This window comes from Dechloromonas denitrificans (assembly GCF_020510685.1).
Classification (GTDB): domain Bacteria; phylum Pseudomonadota; class Gammaproteobacteria; order Burkholderiales; family Rhodocyclaceae; genus Azonexus; species Azonexus denitrificans_A.
Genome location: NZ_CP075185.1, coordinates 934,876 through 956,204, shown reverse-complemented (window position 1 = coordinate 956,204; position 21,329 = coordinate 934,876). Strand labels below are relative to the sequence as shown.

The 21,329-nt window shown below is 58.1% G+C and carries 25 protein-coding genes; 18 read left to right on the top strand and 7 right to left on the bottom strand.

Annotated elements, in window-relative coordinates; genetic code table 11:
* The first annotated feature begins 4 nt into the window (after positions 1-4).
* Genes fliS through KI611_RS04720 form a run of 5 tightly spaced genes read left to right on the top strand, consistent with a single transcriptional unit; the run spans position 5 to position 2,987 of the window.
* Positions 5-415: a flagellar export chaperone FliS gene (gene fliS / locus KI611_RS04740; RefSeq protein ID WP_226418679.1), complete on the top strand. Its 411-nt coding sequence runs from the start codon at positions 5-7 to the stop codon at positions 413-415.
* Positions 393-719 (top strand): flagellar protein FliT, encoded by a 327-nt coding sequence (locus tag KI611_RS04735; RefSeq protein WP_226418678.1) that lies wholly within the window; start codon positions 393-395, stop codon positions 717-719. Before fliS ends, KI611_RS04735 begins: the two co-directional genes overlap by 23 nt.
* Positions 716-1,843, top strand: coding sequence for a flagellar hook-length control protein FliK (locus KI611_RS04730; protein ID WP_226418677.1), 1,128 nt, complete (start codon positions 716-718; stop codon positions 1,841-1,843). The genes KI611_RS04735 and KI611_RS04730 overlap by 4 nt, the downstream gene beginning before the upstream one ends.
* Positions 1,824-2,153, top strand: coding sequence for an EscU/YscU/HrcU family type III secretion system export apparatus switch protein (locus tag KI611_RS04725; protein ID WP_226418676.1), 330 nt, complete (start codon positions 1,824-1,826; stop codon positions 2,151-2,153). Before KI611_RS04730 ends, KI611_RS04725 begins: the two co-directional genes overlap by 20 nt.
* Positions 2,154-2,192: 39 nt before the next feature.
* Positions 2,193-2,987, top strand: a complete 795-nt coding sequence (locus KI611_RS04720; RefSeq protein WP_226418675.1) for a flagellar brake protein — start codon at positions 2,193-2,195, stop codon at positions 2,985-2,987.
* Here the strand turns inward: KI611_RS04720 and fliE are convergent.
* Genes fliE through KI611_RS04705 form a run of 3 tightly spaced genes read right to left on the bottom strand, consistent with a single transcriptional unit; the run spans position 2,984 to position 5,913 of the window.
* Complete coding sequence (fliE, locus tag KI611_RS04715) at positions 2,984-3,304, bottom strand: flagellar hook-basal body complex protein FliE (protein ID WP_226418674.1); 321 nt, start codon at positions 3,302-3,304, stop codon at positions 2,984-2,986. The genes KI611_RS04720 and fliE overlap by 4 nt on opposite strands.
* Positions 3,305-3,353: 49 nt before the next feature.
* Entirely contained in the window at positions 3,354-4,724 is a 1,371-nt protein-coding gene (locus KI611_RS04710) for a sigma-54-dependent transcriptional regulator (RefSeq protein WP_226418673.1), read from the bottom strand.
* Complete coding sequence (locus KI611_RS04705; RefSeq protein WP_226418672.1) at positions 4,711-5,913, bottom strand: ATP-binding protein; 1,203 nt, start codon at positions 5,911-5,913, stop codon at positions 4,711-4,713. Before KI611_RS04705 ends, KI611_RS04710 begins: the two co-directional genes overlap by 14 nt.
* Positions 5,914-6,021: 108 nt before the next feature.
* Between KI611_RS04705 and fliF the strand changes: the two genes are divergently transcribed.
* The 13 genes from fliF to fliR all read left to right on the top strand — a co-directional run bounded on the left by fliF (position 6,022) and on the right by fliR (position 16,794).
* Positions 6,022-7,761 carry a flagellar basal-body MS-ring/collar protein FliF gene (fliF, locus tag KI611_RS04700; protein ID WP_226418671.1) on the top strand — a complete coding sequence of 580 codons (1,740 nt, stop codon included), beginning with the start codon at positions 6,022-6,024 and terminating at the stop codon, positions 7,759-7,761.
* Positions 7,751-8,755 (top strand): flagellar motor switch protein FliG, encoded by a 1,005-nt coding sequence (fliG, locus tag KI611_RS04695; RefSeq protein ID WP_226418670.1) that lies wholly within the window; start codon positions 7,751-7,753, stop codon positions 8,753-8,755. The genes fliF and fliG overlap by 11 nt, the downstream gene beginning before the upstream one ends.
* A gap of 18 nt (positions 8,756-8,773) precedes the next feature.
* Positions 8,774-9,475, top strand: coding sequence for a flagellar assembly protein FliH (locus tag KI611_RS04690; protein WP_226418669.1), 702 nt, complete (start codon positions 8,774-8,776; stop codon positions 9,473-9,475).
* Positions 9,460-10,878, top strand: coding sequence for a flagellar protein export ATPase FliI (fliI, locus tag KI611_RS04685; RefSeq protein WP_226418668.1), 1,419 nt, complete (start codon positions 9,460-9,462; stop codon positions 10,876-10,878). Before KI611_RS04690 ends, fliI begins: the two co-directional genes overlap by 16 nt.
* 3 nt (positions 10,879-10,881) lie before the next feature.
* A complete protein-coding gene (gene fliJ / locus KI611_RS04680; RefSeq protein WP_226418667.1) occupies positions 10,882-11,334 on the top strand; it encodes a flagellar export protein FliJ in 453 nt (150 codons plus the stop codon).
* A gap of 68 nt (positions 11,335-11,402) precedes the next feature.
* Complete coding sequence (locus KI611_RS04675) at positions 11,403-12,470, top strand: flagellar hook-length control protein FliK (RefSeq protein ID WP_226418666.1); 1,068 nt, start codon at positions 11,403-11,405, stop codon at positions 12,468-12,470.
* Positions 12,471-12,502: 32 nt separating this feature from the next.
* On the top strand, positions 12,503-13,069 hold the full coding sequence (gene fliL, locus KI611_RS04670) for a flagellar basal body-associated protein FliL (RefSeq protein ID WP_226418665.1): 567 nt from the start codon (positions 12,503-12,505) through the stop codon (positions 13,067-13,069).
* A 6-nt stretch (positions 13,070-13,075) separates the two neighbouring features.
* The gene (gene fliM / locus KI611_RS04665) at positions 13,076-14,092 is read left to right on the top strand and encodes a flagellar motor switch protein FliM (RefSeq protein WP_226418664.1); all 1,017 of its coding nucleotides are present in this window, start codon (positions 13,076-13,078) and stop codon (positions 14,090-14,092) included.
* Positions 14,085-14,531 carry a flagellar motor switch protein FliN gene (gene fliN / locus KI611_RS04660; RefSeq protein ID WP_413463932.1) on the top strand — a complete coding sequence of 149 codons (447 nt, stop codon included), beginning with the start codon at positions 14,085-14,087 and terminating at the stop codon, positions 14,529-14,531. Before fliM ends, fliN begins: the two co-directional genes overlap by 8 nt.
* 62 nt (positions 14,532-14,593) lie before the next feature.
* A complete protein-coding gene (fliO, locus tag KI611_RS04655) occupies positions 14,594-15,001 on the top strand; it encodes a flagellar biosynthetic protein FliO (RefSeq protein WP_226418663.1) in 408 nt (135 codons plus the stop codon).
* The gene (fliP, locus tag KI611_RS04650) at positions 14,994-15,740 is read left to right on the top strand and encodes a flagellar type III secretion system pore protein FliP (protein WP_226418662.1); all 747 of its coding nucleotides are present in this window, start codon (positions 14,994-14,996) and stop codon (positions 15,738-15,740) included. The genes fliO and fliP overlap by 8 nt, the downstream gene beginning before the upstream one ends.
* Complete coding sequence (gene fliQ / locus KI611_RS04645; RefSeq protein ID WP_226418661.1) at positions 15,737-16,006, top strand: flagellar biosynthesis protein FliQ; 270 nt, start codon at positions 15,737-15,739, stop codon at positions 16,004-16,006. Before fliP ends, fliQ begins: the two co-directional genes overlap by 4 nt.
* A 5-nt stretch (positions 16,007-16,011) precedes the next feature.
* Positions 16,012-16,794, top strand: coding sequence for a flagellar biosynthetic protein FliR (gene fliR, locus KI611_RS04640; RefSeq protein ID WP_226418660.1), 783 nt, complete (start codon positions 16,012-16,014; stop codon positions 16,792-16,794).
* Here fliR and KI611_RS04635 read toward each other — a convergent pair.
* The 4 genes from KI611_RS04635 to flgJ form a co-directional block, all read right to left on the bottom strand.
* Positions 16,791-17,141, bottom strand: coding sequence for a hypothetical protein (locus KI611_RS04635; RefSeq protein ID WP_226418659.1), 351 nt, complete (start codon positions 17,139-17,141; stop codon positions 16,791-16,793). The genes fliR and KI611_RS04635 overlap by 4 nt on opposite strands.
* Before the next feature lie 122 nt (positions 17,142-17,263).
* Positions 17,264-18,223 (bottom strand): flagellar hook-associated protein FlgL, encoded by a 960-nt coding sequence (gene flgL, locus KI611_RS04630; protein ID WP_226418658.1) that lies wholly within the window; start codon positions 18,221-18,223, stop codon positions 17,264-17,266.
* Between the two features lie 15 nt (positions 18,224-18,238).
* Positions 18,239-20,305 (bottom strand): flagellar hook-associated protein FlgK, encoded by a 2,067-nt coding sequence (flgK, locus tag KI611_RS04625; protein ID WP_226418657.1) that lies wholly within the window; start codon positions 20,303-20,305, stop codon positions 18,239-18,241.
* A 51-nt stretch (positions 20,306-20,356) separates the two neighbouring features.
* Positions 20,357-21,322 (bottom strand): flagellar assembly peptidoglycan hydrolase FlgJ, encoded by a 966-nt coding sequence (flgJ, locus tag KI611_RS04620; protein ID WP_226418656.1) that lies wholly within the window; start codon positions 21,320-21,322, stop codon positions 20,357-20,359.
* Positions 21,323-21,329: the final 7 nt, after the last annotated feature.

Here is a 21,329-nt window from a genome sequence, read left to right as displayed (position 1 = left end):
AACCATGTTTTCAAACCCGATCGCGTCATACAAGCAAATGGACAGTGAAGCAGACATTCGCGGCTCCGATCCCCATCGACTGATCCTTCTACTGTTTGAGGGCGCCAATGTTGCCTTGGATCAGGCCAAGGCGAAGATGGGGATAAATGACTACCCGGGCAAATCGGACGCCATCGTCAAGGCCATCGCCATCATCGCCGATGGATTGTCCGCCAGTCTGAACGTCGAAGCCGGCGGCGAACTGGCGATCAACCTGAAGGCGATTTACGACTACATGATCCAGCGCCTCATCCATGCCAATGTGCACATGGATGTGCCCGCCGTCGATGAAGTGCAAGCCCTGCTCGAAGAAATTGGTGGCGCCTGGCGCGAGATGGGCCAGAACATCAAAAATGGGGGTGGCCAAAATCTCTAGCCTCTCGGCAAGCAAGACTTCCGCACTTGATCAACTTGCTAGCGTACTGAAAAATTTGCAGGATGCTGCAGAGAACGGAAAATGGGAGCAGATCGAAGGGCTGGAGGCGGCATTTCGCACGGCCTCCGAGGCCGTTCAGGAAATGCCCCCGGCTCTCCGATATACCGCGACCTACCGCAATCGAGTCACGGAACTCCTGACGGTACACAAGGTTGTGATGAGTCTATGCAAAGATCGCATGGATCAAATTACCCCGTTGATCAACGCATTCTCGGGCGCCAAACTCCCCTCCGTTAAATCATGATCCCGCCGGATGTCGCCAGTAGTCTGCGACAGATCCTGCCCGACCAGCATTTGGCGACGGGCGGCCAGACGCAGCCCGTCCCGGCGGCCCAACGGATTGCCGATGCGCTCAGCGATCTCGTTCCCGGGCAACGCATCTTTGCCGAAATACTCGCGGTATTGCCGAATGGCACCTATCGGGCCACGGTGGCGCAACGCGACGTTACGCTGGCCCTGCCGTTCGCCGCCAAGCCGGGGGACAGCCTTGAGCTTGAGGTGGCGGAAAGCGATGGCAAAGTCACCCTGGCAGTTGTCGCCAACCGCTCCGACGCGGCTGTCGCCAAAAATACACAGGAATCGGTTACTACCTCCCTGAGTTCAGCCGGCAAAATGATTGGCAATCTGCTGAACGGCCTGGACGGCGAGGGCAAACGAGCCCCCCCGGCGCCCTTGAATGGCAATCAGGCATTGGTCGAAACCATGCCAAAAATGGCGGCAGACCTTGCTCCGGTTCTCAAGCAGGCACTAGCGCAAAGCGGGATGTTCTATGAAGCTCACCAGGCGCGCTGGGTTTCCGGAGATCTCCCCACCGATGCCCTGCGCCAGGAGCCGCAAGGCAAACATTCGACGCCACAGCTTGCAGCAGCCCCAGGGGCTATTATTGGTGAAGCGACAAAAGCGCCATTGAGCGCCGAGTTAGGGTCAGCCGCCCCGCGTTCCGAGCAAGCCACCTTGGCCAATCAGAATATTCAGACCTCCAGTCCGGTCCCCAACGATTTGCGAGCACTCGTACAGCAGCAACTCGACGGCCTGGCGACGCAAAGCTTTGCTTGGCAGGGCCAGGTATGGCCAGGACAGAAAATGTGGTGGGAGATTGCTCAAGCCCCTGAAGATGGCAGATCAAGCGAGGTCAATGCCACCACTCAGTGGCAGACGAGACTAAAACTCTCACTACCGGCCTTGGGCGGTATCGATATCACGCTCGCCTTGCGCCCTGGCGGCAACATCAGCGTTTCGGCGAATACCGAATCGGAAACCAGCGAGTCGCGACTGCGCGACAGCGCCGAACAATTGCGCCAACAGTTTGAAGCTGCCGGACTGAATCTTTCGCAACTACTCGTCCTGCATGGCCAACCAGCAGAATAAGCAAGCTCGCGAAGCGATCGCTCTCGCCTATAGCCAAACCGATGCAGCCCCCCGGGTGGTTGCCAAAGGAAAGGGGTTAATTGCCGAGCAGATCATCGCCCGGGCAAAAGAGCATGGCATCTACGTGCACGAATCACCCGATCTCGTCGCCTTGCTTACCCAAGTTAATATTGACGAACATATTCCGGCAGAACTCTACATGGCGGTTGCTGAGCTGCTCGCCTGGCTGTACCGCATCGAGCATGGTGAAAGTCCGCTGAACGGACCACCGGATAGCAATATTTTGAAACAGCCGCCGAGCAAGGAATGATGGTTTAAGATTGGCGGCTCCACGTCGACGTGAACACGCATGCCGCCAATTTCCGAAGAACTCGCCACACCCGATTTCGAAATCGACCACCGGGAAGTATTTGCCCAGTTTCTTCTCGACAGCCAACAAGAGGTTCTCTTTTACCTCAACCTACTGGCCAAACGGCACAGCATCTTCACGGCCTACATCAACGAGGGCCAGCAATTTTTCCCGACGTCGATAGTGGCGATCGACGAGTCGACCGGCAATATCTTTCTCGACCCGGCCAATGACGACAAAGGTAACGACAGCGCCCAAAGCGCCCGGCAAATCACATTGGTAACCAAGCTGGATCGCGTCAAGATACAAATACGCTTACCCGCTTTAAAGTACACCAAGCATCAAGACCAGAGCGTACTGGCGGCGCCCATTCCCGATGCAATCCTGCGCCTGCAACGGCGGGAGTTCTTTCGCCTCGAACCACCGTTGGCCAACCCGATACATTGCAAACTGGCCGCCCACGGCACGGATGGAATACTGAAGACCTTCGAACTGACCCTATCCGACATCAGCGGTGGCGGCATTTGCCTGGTTGGAGCGACAGCACTTGCCGAGCACTTTCGTCGCGATGCGCTATTTCAGCAATGCCGCCTGGAAATTCCGGAAGAAGGGGTCATTCAGGTAAATTTGCGTGTCCGCAAAACAGTCGAAATGTCTGACCGCAACGGCGAGCACAATTTGCGCATCGGCTGCGAATTTGTCAATTTGCCAGGCATCCGCCTGGCGTTCATCGAACGCTACATTGCGCGCATCGAGCGCGAGCGCAAGGCCAAGGACTCCGGGCTGGCCGACTAGACCTGCATGTTCATCACGTCTTGATAGGCCGTGACGAGTTTGTTACGCACTTGGACCATTTCCTGGAAAGAGATACTGGCCGTCTGCAAGGCAATCATCACTTCATGCAAATTCTGACTGGTATCGCCGGCGGCAAGTTTTTCCGCCATCTGATCAGCCTGTTGCTGGGTCTGGTTAACCTTGTTAATGGAGCTTTGCAGAACCTGGGCAAAGTCGGCAGCGCTAGCCGCTGGCGCGCTTTCCGCAGCCTTGCCGGAGGCCTGTGCGGCGGTCGTCCGCAACACGCTCAACATTTGTTCAATCCCTTGGGTATCCATTTTCAGCTCCTAAAACCTTGGCCAACTACCAGCAATTTTCAGGCCAGAATCAGTCCTTGAAAAATCCTTCATCACGGTACTGCTGCAACTTGTAGCGCAAAGTCCGTTCGGAAATCCCCAATCGTTCAATCGCCATCTTGCGCGAACCACCGACCTCCGTGAGGGTACGCAGGATATGGTCGCGCTCCAAGTCTTTCATATTATCGGCCCTTTTCTCGACTTCCGTTAGCCCGGCTGCAGACCCCACATCGCCAAGCGGCACCTGAATCATCGCAGCCCCCGGCGACGTTTTCGCCACGAGATTCAGATGTTCGGTGCCAATCGTCGGACCAGTCGAGAGAATCAATGCCCGCTGGATGACATTTTCCAGTTCGCGTACATTGCCGGGCCAGTCATGGGCCGTCAGAGCAAGCTCGGCGGCTGGCGAAAGCGAAACCCCGGAACGCCCGAAGCGGCCACCATGTTCGACAACGAAATGTCGGGCGATGGCAACGATATCCCCGCGCCGCTGCCGCAACCCAGGAATCGCCACCGGAAAAACATTGAGGCGGTAGTAGAGATCCTCACGAAAGACGCCTTTGGCAACGGCCTCAGCCATTTCGCGGTTGGAGGTGGCAATGATGCGGATATTCAGCGGCACCGGCTTCTTGCCACCGACCCGCTCCACCTCGCGCTCCTGCAGGACACGCAACAGTTTGGCCTGCAGACTCATCGGCATTTCAGTGACTTCATCGAGCAACAGCGTGCCATCCTGCGCCTGCTCGAATTTGCCCGCCTGAGCTTGCTGCGCACCGGTAAATGCGCCCTTTTCATAACCGAACAGTGTCGCTTCGAGCAGGCTATCGGGAATCGCCGCGCAGTTGATGGCAACGAACGGGCCGTCCTTGCGCGCCGAATTGCGGTGGATAAAACGCGCCACCACCTCCTTGCCAACCCCCGATTCACCGGTCAGCAATACCGTTGCATCAGTTTGCGCGACGCGTTGGGCAATGGCGAACAACTCGCGACTAACCGGATCGATGGCGACGACACCCGCCGACTCGCCAGTTTCCGGCAACTCGTATTTGTTGATGTGCGCCAGCAGGGCTTGTGGCTCAAAGGGCTTGAGCAGGAAGTCGCAGGCGCCGGAACGCATCGCATCGACCGCCTTGTCGACTTCGGCATACGCCGTCATCAGCACCACCGGCAGATGCGGCAAGCGCAAACGAATTTCCTTGAGTAGCGCGATTCCGTCCATCGGCATCATGCGGACGTCGCTGACAACGATGGAAAAAGCCTGCTCTCCCAACACCTTCAACGCGGCAGCCCCGCCGTCAACCGCCACGTATGGGCGCCCGGCCAGTTCCAGGGTATCGCCAATTGCTTCGCGCAGGCTGGGATCGTCTTCGACCACCAGAATCGGCAAGCTATGTTCCGCCATTTTCCTCAATCCCGATCTCTGCCGAACCGAGCGGCAGCGTAACTATGAACTCGGCCCCTTCGCCGGGTTCGGAAAACACCTCAATCGCTCCGCCATGAGCACGTGCCACACCAAGAGCGATGGCCAGACCAAGGCCGGTCCCCTGCCCCTTGGTGGTGAAGAATGGCTCAAAAATACGCGCCTGCGTTTCCCGGGAAATCCCCGGGCCGCTATCGCGCACCCCCAGAGCCAGCAGATCGCCGCGTCGATTGCCGGTGAGGCAAATTTTGCCGCCGGCAGGCGTCGCCTGCATGGCGTTCTCCAGCAGGTTGACCAAGGCGCCGAACAGCGCCTTGCGACTGCCGACCATTTGCGCCCCATCGCAACTGTCGACTAGAGCAAACACCAGGCCATGCTCGCGCATCAAGGGCTCGACGGTTTGAGCGGCCTCGGCAAGCAAGTCGCTGACCGGAATCACGTCGCGACCGATGCTTTCGCCGCGCGCGAACAACAGCACATCCTGAATCAGCCGTTCGAGGCGCCGCAGTTGCCCGCTCGCTTTTTCGGAAAAGCGGACCCGCGCCTCATCGGGCACCCCGGCCTGCCCGAGATTGGCGGTATAAAGCAGGGCCGCCGCCAACGGCGTGCGCAGTTGGTGCGCCAGCGACGCAGCCATTTCGCCCATCGCCGCCAGCCGTTGATTGCGCTCAAGCTCGGTTTTCATCCGGTGCGCAGCGGTTACATCATGAATCAGCAGAATCTTTCCGCCTGCCGACGCGAGCATGCTTTCGGCAATCGAGACACGCCGCTCACCCAGCTGCCATTCACCGACCGTCAATGTCGGCTCGAGACAGGCGCGAACCACGTCACCCCAATGGCGGCCGACCATATCCGTTCCAAAAAGAGACATCGCCGCCGGATTGACAGCAACCACACCGGCCGACGGATCAAGCAACACCACCCCCGCCGGCAACGCATCGAGCAGCGATGAAAGCCGCTCGGACAACGCTTCCTTTTCCTGATACTGCCGCCGTAACTCACCATTAGCGATGGCCAACTCCTCGGTCAGCGAGGTAACGCGGGCCTGCAAAGCTTCATATGCCTGCGTCAACTCGACCGAGACTTGGTTGAACATGGCAAAGGCCCGCTGCAACTCGGCGGTCTTGGCTTCGGAATCTAGAGTGGCGGCAGCAGCCTGCGGGGTGGGCATTGAAAAAGATAGGGGGAATTCAGCGCTGGTAATAGTAGAATATTTCTAGGGTAATTTGGCTTCTCAATTGATTCTTCTTCTGTTTCACCGCAATTTGACCGGGCTTTGATGGCAGCAACAACTGAAACGACGGCAGGAACCGCACCGGGCGCAAACCCGGCCGAGCGTCTGCGCGAGGCGTTTAACCGGCTAGGCGATCAGCAAAAGATCATATTCATGGTGGCGGTGGCTGCCATTGTTGCCGTTATTGTCGGTTCCATACTCTGGAGTCGGCAGCCGGACTGGAAAGTCCTGTTTTCCAACCTGACGGAAAAAGACGGTGGCGCCATCGTCGCCATTCTTGAAACACAGAATGTTCCGCACCGTTACAGCGACAACGGCTCCTTGCTGGTGCCCGCCGAACGCGTTCATGAAGTACGTCTGAAACTGGCCACCCAGGGCTTGCCGCGCGGCGGACTGGTCGGCTTCGAATTGATGGAAAACCAGAAATTCGGCACAAGCCAGTTTGCCGAGCAGGTCAACTACCAGCGCGGCCTTGAAGGCGAACTGGCCCGAACCATTCAATCGATCGGCTCGGTCCAGACGGCACGGGTGCATCTGGCGATTCCCAAGCCCTCGGTTTTTGTTCGCGAAGAACAAAAACCGACTGCCTCGGTCATGCTCAACCTCTACCCCGGCCGGACCTTGGACAATGGGCAGATCGCCGGCATCGCTCACCTGATTTCGTCGAGCGTGCCGCAACTCCCGATGGCCAACGTGACGGTCATCGACCAGAACGGCGCGCTGCTCTCGCAGCTCAAGAGCAAGCTGACCGAAGCCGGACTTGACCCGGTACAAGTCAAATATGTGCGGGAAGTCGAAGACGGCATCATCAAACGCATTGAGGAAATCCTGAAACCCCTGCTGGGCAACGAGAATTTCAAGGTCCAGGTAGCCGCCGACCTCGATTTTTCGCAGAGCGAGCAAACCGCCGAAAGCTTCCGCCCCAACAGCACGCCGGATAGCAGCAGTATCCGTAGCCAGCAAAACAATGAGACCGCCAGCGTCAATCAGGCAGCCGGCGGCGTTCCCGGCGCCTTGACCAACCAGCCCCCGGTACCGGCGACCGCGCCGCTGACGCAGCCGGCCACCGGAACCACGCCCACCCCGCCGACCAAACCGGGCGACGCCCAAGGCAAGATCGATGTCAGCGGCATCACTGCGCCGCTCAATGCCGCCGGCCAGCCAATCAGCACCAGCAAGAACGCGACGATCAACTACGAAGTCGACAAGACCATCCGCTACACCAAGCAGGCGATCGGCAGCATCCGTCGCCTCTCGGCCGCCGTAGTGGTCAATCATCGCAAGGATATCGGCAAAGACGGCAAACCCACGACCAAGGCGTTGGCCGACTCTGAAATGAAACAGATCAACGATCTGGTTCGCGAAGCGATGGGTTTCAGCAAGGAGCGTGGCGACACCATTTCGGTGGCCAACGCGCCATTCACCGCGGACGACAAGAGCGAAACCGGTCTGCCGATCTGGAAAGACCCGGAAAATATCGGCTACGCCAAGGATATTTTCAAATATCTGATTATTGCCGCGATCATTACCTTCCTCTACCTGAAGATCATCCAGCCCACACTGAAAACGATGTTCCCGCCGCCACCGAAGGCGGAAGAAGAAGGCGGTACCGGCATGTTCACCGGGATCGGCGACGTGCTCGGCGAAGAGGGCGAGGAAGGGGCGACCGACGTGCGGATCGACTCCTACGCCGCCAAGGTCCAGAAAGCGCGCGACTTTGCACAGACCGACTCGAAGGCTGTTGCCAACATTATCAAGGACTGGATAGGCGCAAATGGCGGGTAGCCCAGAGGAAGGCCTGGAAAAGAGCGCAACCCTGCTCATCACGCTGGGCGAGGACCATGCGGCCGAAGTACTCAAACACCTCGGCCCGCGGGAGGTGCAAAAGCTCGGTCATGCCATGGCGATGCTCAAATCCGTGCCAAGAACCAAGGTCGAGGCGGTACTCGACGAGTTCCACACGATTGCCGAGGAACATGCGGCGGTACACGTCGATACCGACAACTACATCCGCTCGGTATTGACCAAGGCACTGGGTGACGACAAGGCAGCGAACCTGATTTCACGCATTCTGCAGGGCGGCGAGACCTCAGGTATCGAAGGCCTGAAGTGGATGGATGCGCCAACCGTTGCCGACCTGATCAAAAACGAACACCCGCAGATCATTGCGACGATCCTGGTGCACCTCGAACATGACCAGGCCAGTGAGATCCTCAACCATTTCACCGAACGCCTGCGCAACGATGTCGTGTTGCGTATTGCCACGCTTGAAGGCATCCAGCCGTCCGCCCTGCGCGAACTCAATGAAACGATGATGCGCATCCTCTCCGGTTCGGCCAGCGTCAAACATACGGCCATGGGTGGCGTGCGAACGGTTGCCGAGATTCTCAATTTCATTGGCGCCACCAACGAAACCTCGGTCGTCGATGCGATCCGCGAATACGACCCCGACCTGGCGCAGAAGATTCTCGACGAAATGTTCGTCTTCGAGAACCTGATGGATATTGATGACCGCTCGATCCAGCTTATTCTGCGCGAGATCCAGTCGGACTCGCTGATCCTGGCACTCAAGGGAGCCTCCCCCGATCTTCGGGAAAAAATCTTCAAGAACATGTCGCAGCGCGCTGCCGAAATGCTGCGCGAAGATCTCGAATCCAAGGGCCCGGTACGCCTTTCCGAAGTCGAGGCCGAGCAGAAGGAAATCCTCAAGGTCGTTCGTCGCCTGGCCGACGAAGGTCAAATCGTCCTCGGCGGTGCCGGTGGCGAGCAAATGATCTAAGCCAGGCTGGGCACATCCGTGATCATCCCCAAGGAAGACCTCGTCAGTTTTCAACGCTGGCAAGCCGGTTCGTTCGATAAACGGCCGGCCCCAGCACCGACACCGACGCCTGTCGCAGCAATTGAAGAGCCGATCGTCACGGCCATGGAGCCGCCCGAAGTCGTTCCACCAATCGCCTTGCCAACCGCCGAAGATATCGAACGGGTTTACGAAGAGGCTCGGACCAGCGGCTACCAGGCTGGTCTGGCGGAAGGCAAGGCGGCTGGCGAGCAGGCAACAAATGAAGCACTGGCTTTGCAGGCCGACCGATTCAACACACTGATCGGCAGTCTGCAGACCGCGTTAAATGAATTCGATCAATCGGTTGCCGAGCAAATGCTGGCGCTGGCCATCGAAATCGCAGCGCAACTAGCTCGTGGCGTCTTTGCGGCGCAGAACGACGCATTACTGCCGATCATTCGCGAAGCCCTCGCCGCGCTGCCCCTGCATCGCGCCCATATCGTAATTCGTCTGAATCCGGCTGACGGCGACATAGTTCGCACCCTTCTCGGTGAGGAGTTCGCGCAGACGGGCACACAAATCCTTGACGATAGCGAAATCAGCCCCGGCGGTTGCCTGCTACAGGCCGGCTCCAGCGAGATCGATGCGACCATCGAAACGCGATGGAAAAGAGTACTGGAAGCGATCGGCACCGAGCCCCAGGCATGGCTGAATCCATAACCCCCGAACGACCGGACCACGCCGCGCGCTGGAATAACTTTCTGCATAACTGCGGCATAGCGGCCAGCAATGCCCAGCCGTTGTGGCCGACCGGCAGGCTGACCCGAATCAATGGCCTGGTCATGGAAGCCGCCGGCTTGAAATTGCCGCTTGGTAGTTCCTGCCGAATATTTCCGCCGACCGGAGCCCCGGTCGATGCTGAAGTCGTCGGCTTTTCCGGCGAAAAGCTCTACCTGATGCCATCCGACGACATGTATGGCCTGGCGCCCGGCTCCAAGGTAGTCGCCTTTGAAACCGCCAGCCCCCCGCCGCACATCGACGACCCAACGCCGTTCCGCCGCCGCGCCATCGACCGGGTCAAACAGGCGCCGGTTGGCGACGGCCTGCTCGGCCGCATTCTGGACGGCGTAGGGCGCCCGCTCGACAACAAAGGTCCACTTCAAGTCAGCACTTCGCGCCCTTTGCAGAGCCGGCCGGTGAACCCGATGGCGCGAGCAGCCATCGACCAGCCGCTGGACGTTGGCATCCGCGCCATCAATGCCTTGCTGACTGTCGGGCGGGGCCAGCGCATGGGGCTTTTCGCCGGCTCCGGGGTAGGCAAATCGGTGCTCCTTGGCATGATGGCACGCTACACGGAAGCCGAAGTGATCGTGGTCGGGCTGATTGGCGAGCGCGGTCGAGAGGTCAAGGAGTTCATCGAGCAAATACTCGGCGAAGAAGGCATGCGCCGGGCAGTCGTGGTCGCCGCACCGGCCGATACCGGACCGTTGTTGCGCCTGCAGGGTGCCGCCTACGCGACGACCATCGCCGAATACTTCCGCGACCAGGGCAAGCAGGTCTTGCTGATCATGGATTCGCTGACCCGCTACGCAATGGCCCAGCGGGAAATCGCGCTGGCCATCGGCGAACCACCGGCAACCCGGGGCTACCCGCCTTCAGTCTTTGCCCGCCTGCCACAGTTGGTCGAGCGCGCCGGCAATGGTCAGGAGGGAGGCGGCTCGATCACCGCCTTCTATACCGTTCTGGCTGAAGGCGACGATCAGCAGGACCCGATTGCCGACTCTGCTCGCGCCATCCTTGACGGCCATATCGTGCTGTCGCGAACCCTGGCTGATGCCGGGCACTACCCAGCCATCGACATCGAACAGTCAATCAGCCGCGCCATGGTCAATTTGATTGACATGCCGCATCTTGAGCAGATCCGCAAATTCAAGGTATTGTTTGCCCGTTATCAGCGCTCGCGCGATTTGATATCCGTAGGTGCCTATGTCCCCGGTTCGGACCCAGTGCTTGATCAGGCAATCGGGCTCTACCCGCGGATGGAGAGTTTTCTGCAGCAACAATTTTCGGAACAAGCCGACTTCGCCTCCAGCCTGACAGCCCTCAAACAACTGTTCGTATAACCCATGACCCAAGCCTTTTCCCTGCAGCCATTACTTGAAGTCATGCAGACCCGCGCCGACGAAGCGACGCGCAAATTGGGCCAGTTGATCGCCGCCGAACAAAGCCAGCGCAGCCGCCTGCAGATGCTGGAACAATACCGAGACGAATACGCCCAGCGCATGCTTGAGGCGACGGCCGATGGCATAACCCGGCTGATCCTGCTGAACTACCAGGCCTTCCTCGCCCGGATCGACGAGGCCGTCGCGCAGCAGCGCAATGCCGTCGAAAGCTCGGAACGGAACACCAAGGCCGGCCAGGATCAATGGCAGGACCAAAACAAGAAACTCAAGGCCATCGACACCCTCTCCCTGCGCCACGACGCACGCGAACGTTATCGTGAAAACAAGCAAGAGCAAAAACTGCAGGATGAGTTTTCGAGCCGCAAATACAGTGTGGATATCGCTTCCGAGGAATAAACAATAGCCGGCATGGCCATTGCTTATATCAGGGCAAAACAATGCCCTGCATTCCCGAAGGAGTCACAATGTCAGTAACCGTCATCTCTTCAATGCCCAGTGGAACCAACGCTGCCGTTGCCGCCACCGGCGCAAGCAACGCAACCGGTGGCGACGGTTTGCCGGGAGAATTTGCCGCGCTGCTCTCCGGTGAGCTGAAAAATCTCTTGAGTCAACTTCCCGGCACCTCGGAAAAGAGTTTGGCTGATCTTGAGGCAGGCCAGAGCAAAACCGCATCGGATAGCGCCGACACCATCCCGGACTTGGTAGACCCGGCCCTGATTGCCTCGCTGACCGGCAATGCCCAGTTCCAGCCCGATACTTCAGCCCGTGGGAACACCGTTTTCCAGCCGACCGCTGACCAAACCGAAAAATCGATCGCGGGGGCTGCGCTGGCCACGCTCAATGGCCAAGCCGGCAGCGCATCCTCGGAGCAGGCAACCTCGCGCGCTGCAGAAAAAGCCGCCGCTGGCCTATTTGAGAAGCTGAACCCGACCGGCAACAATGCGGCCAACGCCAACCCCCTACTGCAGAGCGGGCCGGCAAATATTGCCGTCGAAACCCCCGGTTTGGAAACGAGTGCCACAACACTGACCAATAACCTCGCCCCCCTTGCCGCGGGACGACAGGCGCAGGGCACTGAAGCCGCTCCGCCGCAGAACGTCAGCACGCATCTACGTGACGCCTCGTGGCCTCAGCAATTTGGCGACAAGATCGTATGGCTGGCCAAGAACGATCAGCAAACGGCCCAAATCAACATCAATCCTCCGCAACTCGGTCCGGTACAAATCACCATCAATTTGAGCGGAGACCAGGCCACGCTGGCTTTTGCCTCGCCTCACGCAGAAGTTCGTCAAGCAATCGAAAGCGCAATGCCCCAACTGAAGGATCTGCTAGCGTCAGCCGGCATCAATCTGGGACAAGCCAACGTTGGTGCGAACCTGGCGCAACAGAACCCCAACAATCCCTCCCAGTCAGCGAACGAGAACCGCTCAGCAGGCGAAAACGCTATACTCCCGGCCAATGACAATGCGCCCAGCACGGGCGCCAGCACCGTATTGAACAGGGGACGAGGTCTGGTAGACCTGTTTGCCTGACCAGACACGAGATCATCTAGAGAGGAAACGACATGGCAAAGGATGCCAAGCCAGCCGAAGAAGGGACTGAAGTCCCCAAGAAGAAGAGCAAGAAACTGTTGATCATCATCCTGGCTGCCGTACTCGTTTTGGTGTTTGGTGGCGGTGGCGCGGTCTACATGCTGATGAAGAATGCCGACCATGCCAGCGACGATGAAGATGTCGCCGAGGAAGCAGTCAAGCCGAAGAAAAAGGACAAGAAAAAAGAGGCTGAAATCCCGCCCGTTTTTGTCAATCTGGATCCCTTTACGGTAAACCTGGTGCCGGAAACCGGCGACCAGTACCTCCAGGTCGCGCTATCGCTGGAACTTGTCGATCCTCACTCGGAACCGACCCTCAAAGCGCTGATGCCGAAGATCCGCAACAACATCACGCTGCTTCTCTCCTCCAAGAAGGCATCTGAGCTGTTACCCAAGGAAGGCAAGGAGCACCTTGCAGAGGTATTGAAGGAGGAAATCAATAATGCGATTGAACCGCCCGTGAAAAACAAGAAGGGCGAGATCATCCCGTCCGAGGGGCCGGTAAAATCCGTGTTGTTTACTTCCTTCATTATCCAGTAAGGAGCCATGGCAGGCGACTTTCTTTCCCAGGACGAGGTTGACGCCCTACTCAAGGGCGTCACCGGCGAGGCCGACGAGTCCGAGGAAAGCCAGGGCGAAGGCGGCGACATACGTGCGTACAACATCGGTACGCAAGAGCGTATCGTGCGCGGCCGCATGCCGACGCTCGAACTGGTTAACGAACGCTTCGCCCGTTACCTGCGGATCGGCCTGTTCAATTACATGCGCCGGAACGCCGAAATTTCGGTCGGACCGATCCGCGTGCAGAAGTACAGCGAATTCATCCGTAATCTCGTCGTACCAACCAATCTGAATCTGGTTGTCGCAAAACCCTTGCGTGGCACGGCGCTGTTCGTCTTCGACCCCAACCTCGTCTTTCTCGTGGTCGACAACATGTTTGGTGGCGATGGGCGCTTCCATACCCGGGTCGAAGGCCGCGATTTTACGGCGACCGAGCAGCGCATCATTCAGGGCTTGCTCAATGTCGTCTTCACCGAATACAGCAAGTCGTGGAAACCGGTGCATGAAATCAACTTCGAATACGTACGCTCGGAGATGAATTCGCAGTTTGCCAATATCGCAACGCCGTCTGAAATCGTTGTTTCAACAACGTTCACCCTTGAATTTGGCGGGGCAACCGCCGACATGCACATCTGCTTCCCGTATTCGATGCTGGAGCCGATTCGAGACCTTTTGTACAGTACGATGCAGAGCGATCAACTCTCCTCGGACAAGCGCTGGATCGGTACATTGCGGAAACAGCTGCAGGGCGCCGAGGTCGAAATTGTCGCCCATCTGGGAACCGGCAAAATCACGCTCGGCCAGATACTCAAGCTGAAGGCTGGCGACATCATTCCATTCCATATCGCTGAGCATATTGAGGCCTTGGTTGATAATGTGCCCTTGATGGAATGTTCCTATGGTCAGCAAAATGGCCAATACGCATTGAAAGTCGAGCGATTCATCGCATCATCGCCCGACACGCCGGCCGCCGAGCCGGCGATGGGAGAAAAAAATGGCTGACGAAATGGACAATTTGGAAAATCAGGTAACCGAGGACGACGGCCAGATCAACGATGACGACTGGGCGGCCGCGATGGCCGAACAGACGGTCACTGATTCGGCGCTGGCCCATGAAGCGGCGCAACCTGCCGACATCTTCCCGTCATTCGGCGGCAATGCCGGCAACAGCGGGATGATGAACGAACTCGACATGATTCTGGACATTCCGGTCCAGCTTGCCGTAGAACTCGGGCGAACCAAGATCACCATCAAGAATCTTCTCCAGTTGGCGCATGGCTCGGTCGTCGAACTTGACGCAATGGCAGGGGAACCGATGGATGTATTGGTCAATGGCACACTGATCGCCCAAGGCGAAGTCGTCGTGGTCAATGACAAGTTCGGCATCCGACTGACCGACATCATCACGCCGTCCGAGCGGATGCGGAAACTCAATCGCTAAACGCCCCGTCTGGTTTGCTTTAAGATAGCGACCTGTCTATTTGATGCTGCGGGTCGCCTTTCTTGTTACGTTTTATCTTACTGCTCATCCCGTTTGCCGCCAACGCTGCTGAAACAGCCAGTCCAGCGGTTTCGGCAGGAACTTATTTGCAGACAGCGCTGGCCCTGTCACTCATCGTCGCCATTCTGGTCGGCGCGGCATGGCTGGCCCGAAAAGTCTCCGGCGGCAAGAAGTTTGGTCAAGGCGACATGAAAGTTATTGGTGGCGTCGCCTTGGGACCACGCGAACGCATCGTGTTGCTCGAAGTCGGCGATCAATGGCTGGTCATCGGCATTGTTCCGGGGCAAATCCGCACACTGCATCGCATGGCAAAGGGTACGACCATTCCTGCTGACGATTCGCCATCTTCTGCGGAAAAGCCTTTTCGGCAATGGCTGCAGGCCATAAGCGAGCGACGCAATCATGACTAGGCGCCTGTTGATCGCCCTCAGCCTGCTCTTGCCGGCGGGACTCGCCATCGCCCAAGCCAGCGGCGGGTTGCCGGCGGTTACCAGCACACCGGCGGCCGGCGGCGGAACGACTTACTCGTTGACCATTCAGACGCTGTTGCTGATGACGGCCCTGACCTTCATCCCGGCAGCGGTGCTGATGATGACCGGTTTCACCCGCATCATCATCGTGCTCTCCCTGTTGCGGCATGCCCTGGGCACGCAGACCTCGCCGCCCAATCAGGTGATGGTCGGCCTGGCGCTTTTCCTGACTTTTTTCGTAATGAGTCCGGTCCTCGACCAAGTTTACTCGGAAGCCTACCTGCCGCTTTCCGAGAACAAGATCAACATCATGCAGGCGGCCGAACGGGCGGCCATACCGATGCGCGGCTTCATGCTCAGGCAGACCAGGGAGTCCGACCTTGCCCTGTTCGCTGGCATTGCCAAAGTCGACAAGATCGAAAAACCGGAAGACGTACCGCTCCGCATTCTGGTCCCGGCTTTTGTCATCAGCGAGTTGAAAACCGCATTCCAGATCGGCTTTATCCTGTTCATACCTTTTCTGGTCATCGACATGGTCGTTGCCAGCCTGCTGATGTCGATGGGCATGATGATGATGTCGCCGGTCATGGTGGCGCTGCCATTCAAGCTGATGCTATTTGTGCTGGTTGATGGCTGGCACCTGGTTATCGGTTCCCTGATGCAGAGTTTCACGCGATGACGCCGGGAACCGTCATGGAAATCGGCCGGCAGGCGATCGAAGTCACCTTGCTGATGTCGGCACCGGCCCTCATTGCGGCACTGGTTGTCGGCCTGATCATCAGTATTTTCCAGGCGGCAACGCAAATCAATGAATCGACGCTGCAATTTGTCCCGAAGCTGGTGGTCATGTTCGTCGTCCTCCTGCTCGCCGGCCCGTGGATGCTGCAGTACCTGATCGACTACATTCAGCGTCTGTTCGGAAGCATTCCGCAGCTGATCGGCTAGGCATCGTGATCAGCATAGAATCGGCCCAGATCGATGCCTGGATCGTTGCCTATGTCTTTCCGCTCGCCCGCATCCTGGCGTTCATCGCAACGGCACCACTGTGGAGTTCGGTCGGCATTCCGCGGCAGACCCGCTTGATTTTGGGCATTGCCATCACCATCGCCATCGCCCCTGTCCTGCCTGCCATGCCGCAGGTTCAACCTGGCTCACTCGGCGGTTTGTGGATCATGGCCCAGCAAATGCTGATCGGCATCGGCATGGGCTTCTCGGCCCGTATCGTATTTTCCGCCTTCGATCTGGCCGGCGAGTTCATGGGGTTCCAGATGGGCCTCAGTTTCGCCACCTTCTACGATCCGCTGAGCGCGTCACAAACCCCCGTTATTACCGAATTCTTCAGCCTGATCGCATTGCTGCTTTTCCTGTCGATGAATGGCCACCTGCTCTACTTCGCCACCTTGGCTCAGAGCTTTTCGGCCATTCCGGTCAGCGCCACCCCACTTGCCGCAGGCTCCTGGTTGAACGTGGTCGAACTGGCCAGCAAGGTGTTTTCGGCCGGCCTGCTGCTGGCCCTTCCGGTCGTGGTGGCCCTGATGATCACCAACATTGCGCTGGCCGTATTGACCCGCGCCGCACCGCAACTGAATATTTTCGCGCTGGGTTTTCCCATCACGCTGATCGGGGGATTCGTCACCCTGGCGGTTAGCCTCAACTATCTTGCCGGGCCGATTCAGGCGGTCTTTGAATTCGCCATGAGCGCCATGCTCGGCTTCGCCGTACCGGGACGCTAGGGCGGATTCTGCAGGAACGAATCGGCCTGTTGACGCTGTACCAGCTTGATGACGCCCTCGGCCATGCGGCGCGCGCCGATGGTTTGCGAATCGATGCCCTCGGTGTACTCGAGAATCTGGTATCCGGCAAAGCCTTGCTCGTACTGTATCTGGCTGGCCCGACGCTTGAGCGCCTGCATCGATTCGCCAGCCCCCCCGGTATGGTAACGCTTCATCTTCAGCGAAAAACGGTAGGTGTCTTCGTTGAGGCGCGACTCTTCAATTTCCCAGTTGGGTGCCAACGGGTCATACACCAGGTAAATCGCCGCCCCGACGACAGCCGCAGTGGCCAGCGTAGACAGCGACACGGACGTTTTTGCTGTGAGCTGGATCACCTTGTCCGAAACCAGGGGCGTTGCCGAACCGGCACCACCTACCGAGCCACACCCGGCCAAAACTACGCAGGCGGAGATCAATAGCGCACCGCTCTTCATAGAATATTGAACAGGCTCATTTGGCTGGTCTGCTTGAAAGTCAGTTGTGCCGCTTCAAGCTGCATCTGAACGCGCGAGAAATCCGAGATGGCCTTGGTGTAATCGAGATCCTGCAGTTCACTGAGCCGCGTATCGTAGAGAAGACCAACGTCCTCGCCGGACGAGGTAAGGCTATCGAGCGCATTGAGTCGGGCACCCACCGATGCGCGTACCGTGGCAACATGATTCAGCGAGGTGTTGATGTCCTTGAGCGCCTGCGTGTAGTCGGCGGTCGTATAAGGACGCGTACCATCGAGGATTTCCACCATGTTCTGCACGCCATCGAATATGCTTTTCGTGGTCACCACACCTTGCGCGTCCTTTACCTGGACAAACGCATCCAGCCCACTCTCGGACGTTGCCATCGTCTTCGATGCACTAACCTGCAGCTCTGTCTTGCCGGCATCGCCGCTGTAATTGACGTAAGTATTGGCCCCCAGCGAGTGTGCCACCCCTGCGGCTGCCGCAGTGTTGATCTGGAAGGGTTCTGTTGTCGACTGATATCCGGAAAAAATGTAGAGGCCGGTACCATCGCGTGTATTGGCCAGGCCAACCAGGCTCGACATGCGCTGCTTGAGCTCTTCGGCGACCATGCTGCGCTGCGCCGCGCTGTAAGTCGTATTGCCGGCATCGCTTGCCAGTTCAACGATACTCAGCATGTTGTCGGTAACGCTGCCCAGCGTCGTCTCAACGTAATTAAGCTGTGACCTTGCTGTTGCCTGATTATCGAGGAATTGCTGGTTAACTCCTTGCGACTGACTGACCAGAAGCGCTTCCGATGCGCCGATCGGATCGTCCGCCGGCGAAAGAATCCGCCGCCCGGTAGACATCTGGTTCTGCAACTTGTACCAATCGGACTGCAGGTTTTGGATCCCGTTCGTCCCATTGTTGAAAATCATTGATGTCGAAATACGCATGATCCGGACTCCCTACTAGCCCAAAGCCAAGATAGTGTCAAAAAGCTTGTTGCCGATTTCCAATATTTTGGAAGAGGCCATGTAGGCTTGCTGAAACTTGAGCATATTGGCTGCCTCTTCATCAAGATTGACGCCGGAAAGGCCATCTCGCGTCGACTGGGCCTGATCGAGAACCGCCCCTTGGGCATCAAGCTGGATTTTCGCTTCGCGGGTACGAATACCATTGTCCGCCACCAAGCGGGCGTAAGTCGATTGGAAAGTTGCCGTGCCGCCGGCGACGGTGTTTTGCGTTTGCAACTTGGCGAACAACACGGCATTTCTGCCATCCTGGACGCCAACCACCCCGGTAACGGGATTTTTGTTTGTCTGCACGGAAAACTGATCGCCAACCGCCGGACTGCCATTGATGTCGAAGGACATGCCGGAGAATGACAGTTTGCTAAGCGTCGCGGTGCCATTGGCCAGATTGATCTCGCCTCCTGTACCGCTGGCGGTAGTGCCATTCGAATACACCGCCGTCCAGGCGCCGGCGACACCGACCAGAGCCTTTCCGGTAGCCGGCGCGGTGGCCGTTGCGGCGGTCAAGGTCACGGGAAGACCGGAAACGTCATAGCCGACGCCAACCACGCCCTGGGAGACAGTCATTGCTCCGGTATTGGTCGTAACCTGGGTCACCGTCACCGGTGCGGCAGCAGCAACCAGCCTTGGATCAGCGACAACCCGGCTGTCAATCTCGATATTCCGGCCGACTTCGGCTGTTGGCTTGATGACAAAACTATCACCGCTAGTTCCGACGGCCGAGATATTCAGGCTGACCCCATCAAAGCTGACCGTTCCCGGACCCACACCGGGAGTCGCCGGCGGAGTCGCCGTGAGAACAACAGGCTGATTGTCGGTCATCCGGGTAATCGTATAGGTACCCGCTGCACCAAACTTGACCTGGTAATTGCTGTTCGTCAGGTTGGTCGAGAAATTACCGCTGTAATTCGGAGGGGTAGGTGCTGTAGGTGCTTCAAGGGTGGCCGAAAGCACACCTGAGCCAATATTCTTTGAACTGGGTAAAACAGTCGGATCGGGGATCGTAAACAAGTTACCGACAAAACCAGTGTCGCCAGAAATCTTGCCCAGCAGATCCTGCCCAAGCGAATTCTGGGCGTTGAACGTTAGCGCAAGCGAGGCGGCAACACGACCGAGTTCGTTGGCCACCGGCTCAAGCGACTCACTGCGAAAAGTGATCAGGCCGCCAAGCTCGCCGCCATTGATCAGGAACTCGGGGAGCTCTTGTGCCCCCCCCGCGGTTTTCAGACCGACCACAATTTTCGAAGAGTCTGCAGATGAAGTCATCGCCGCCATCTCCGTGACCTGCGTCCCGACGACAAGTTGCTGCCCCGTACCAATAAAGACGTTGTAACTGCCATTCGAATTGGTACTGGTCGTCACTTTGACCAGCTTGTTCAGTTCGGCCACCAGTTGGTCGCGATGATCGAGCAAATCATTGGCCGGCTGGCCGTAAGCGGATTCGGAGATGATGATGCGCTGATTGACATCGGCAATTTGTGCCGCGTATACATTGACCTCAGCCACTGCGCCAACGATGCGATCGTTAACCTGCTGGGACAGGTCGACCAGACGCGTGTCGAGGCTGTGAAAGCGTTCGGCCAGGGTCTGGGCCGACGAAATCATCGACTGACGAGCCGATATCAAGGACGGATTCGAGGCGACTGACTGAACCCCCGAAAAAAAGCTCTGCAGCGCCGGCGACAGGCCGGCATTCGGGTCAGCCAACATATCGTCGATTTGCTTGATCTGGCTGTAGTAAGTATCGAGCTCGCTAACCTGCGTCTGGGCGCTATTGACCTGCTGGGTCAGATAGCTGTCGTACATCCGCTTGACGGTCTGGACGTGCACGCCCTGACCAATTGCACCAGCGCCGGTATTAACCGAGACATTCGTGGCCTGGACCGTGGTTTGGCGGGAGTAGCCCGGCGTACTTGCATTGACGACGTTGTGCTCGGTCGCCAGCAAGGCCATCTGGGCTGCTGCGATACCACTGACACCGATACTGAAAATTCCTGAACTCATCATTCACCTCAGTGAGGTTAACGACCGCTCGACCGTAAAGTTTAGTTCCGATCAACCGATCAGTGCTTGTCGCAGGGTTGGACCATTGATGATGCGCGAGAGTTTGTCGGCGTACATCGGATCGGTGGCATAACCCGCCTGTTGCAAACGTCTCGCAAACTCCGTGCCATCTTGTGAGCCGATGACTGCGCCGTAGCGGGAATTACCGCGTAACAGGTTGGCGTAATCGCGGAAACCTTCCTCGTAGGAAGCATAGGCCCGGAATTTCTCAACCACTTGCTTCGGCTGACCGTCGATGTATTCGGTCGTCGTCGCTTCGACGGTAGCGCCAGTCCAGTTCTTACCGGCCTTGATGCCGAACAGGTTGTAACTGGACGACCCGTCGGCCTTGCGGATTTCATTTTTACCCCAACCGCTTTCCAGCGCGGAATGCGCGATCAGAAATTGAGGCGGCACCCCGGTCGACTTCGAGGCTTCGACCGCATGCGGCCACACCCGATTGACGAAGTCCTTGGCGCTGGCCGGCACTTCCGAACTGCCCGCCGCTGTCGCCGAGGCTGATTGCGCGGCATAGGCGGCCGAGGTCGGCAATGAACTCAGCACCGTCTTGGAGGAAAGGTGGCGACCATCCGAGGCGGCAAGCGGCAAGGCATTGCCGGCAGGGTTTGCCGTTTCGCCCGACACGGTCGCCCCATTCGCTCCCGCCATGGTTCGCCCTAGCTGCTGCTCGATCAGTCGGGCGAATCCCACCCCCTGGCCGGTCGTCGTCAGATTCTGGGCCAATTGCTGATCAAGCATGCCGGTATAGAAGCGGGATTGCTCACTGTCCAGCAAGCCATCCTGCGGCACCGAATCCCGCATGCTTTTCATGACCATTTGCAGGAACAGCGTCTCGAACTGCTGCGCTGCGGCCTTGAGCCCTTCTTGCGGATTTTTGGCTAAATCCGAGCGCAAGTCCTGAGTTGACTTGACGTCGTAGGCCGCCCGATTCGGATGGTTCTGAACCTTGACCGACATGGCGGCG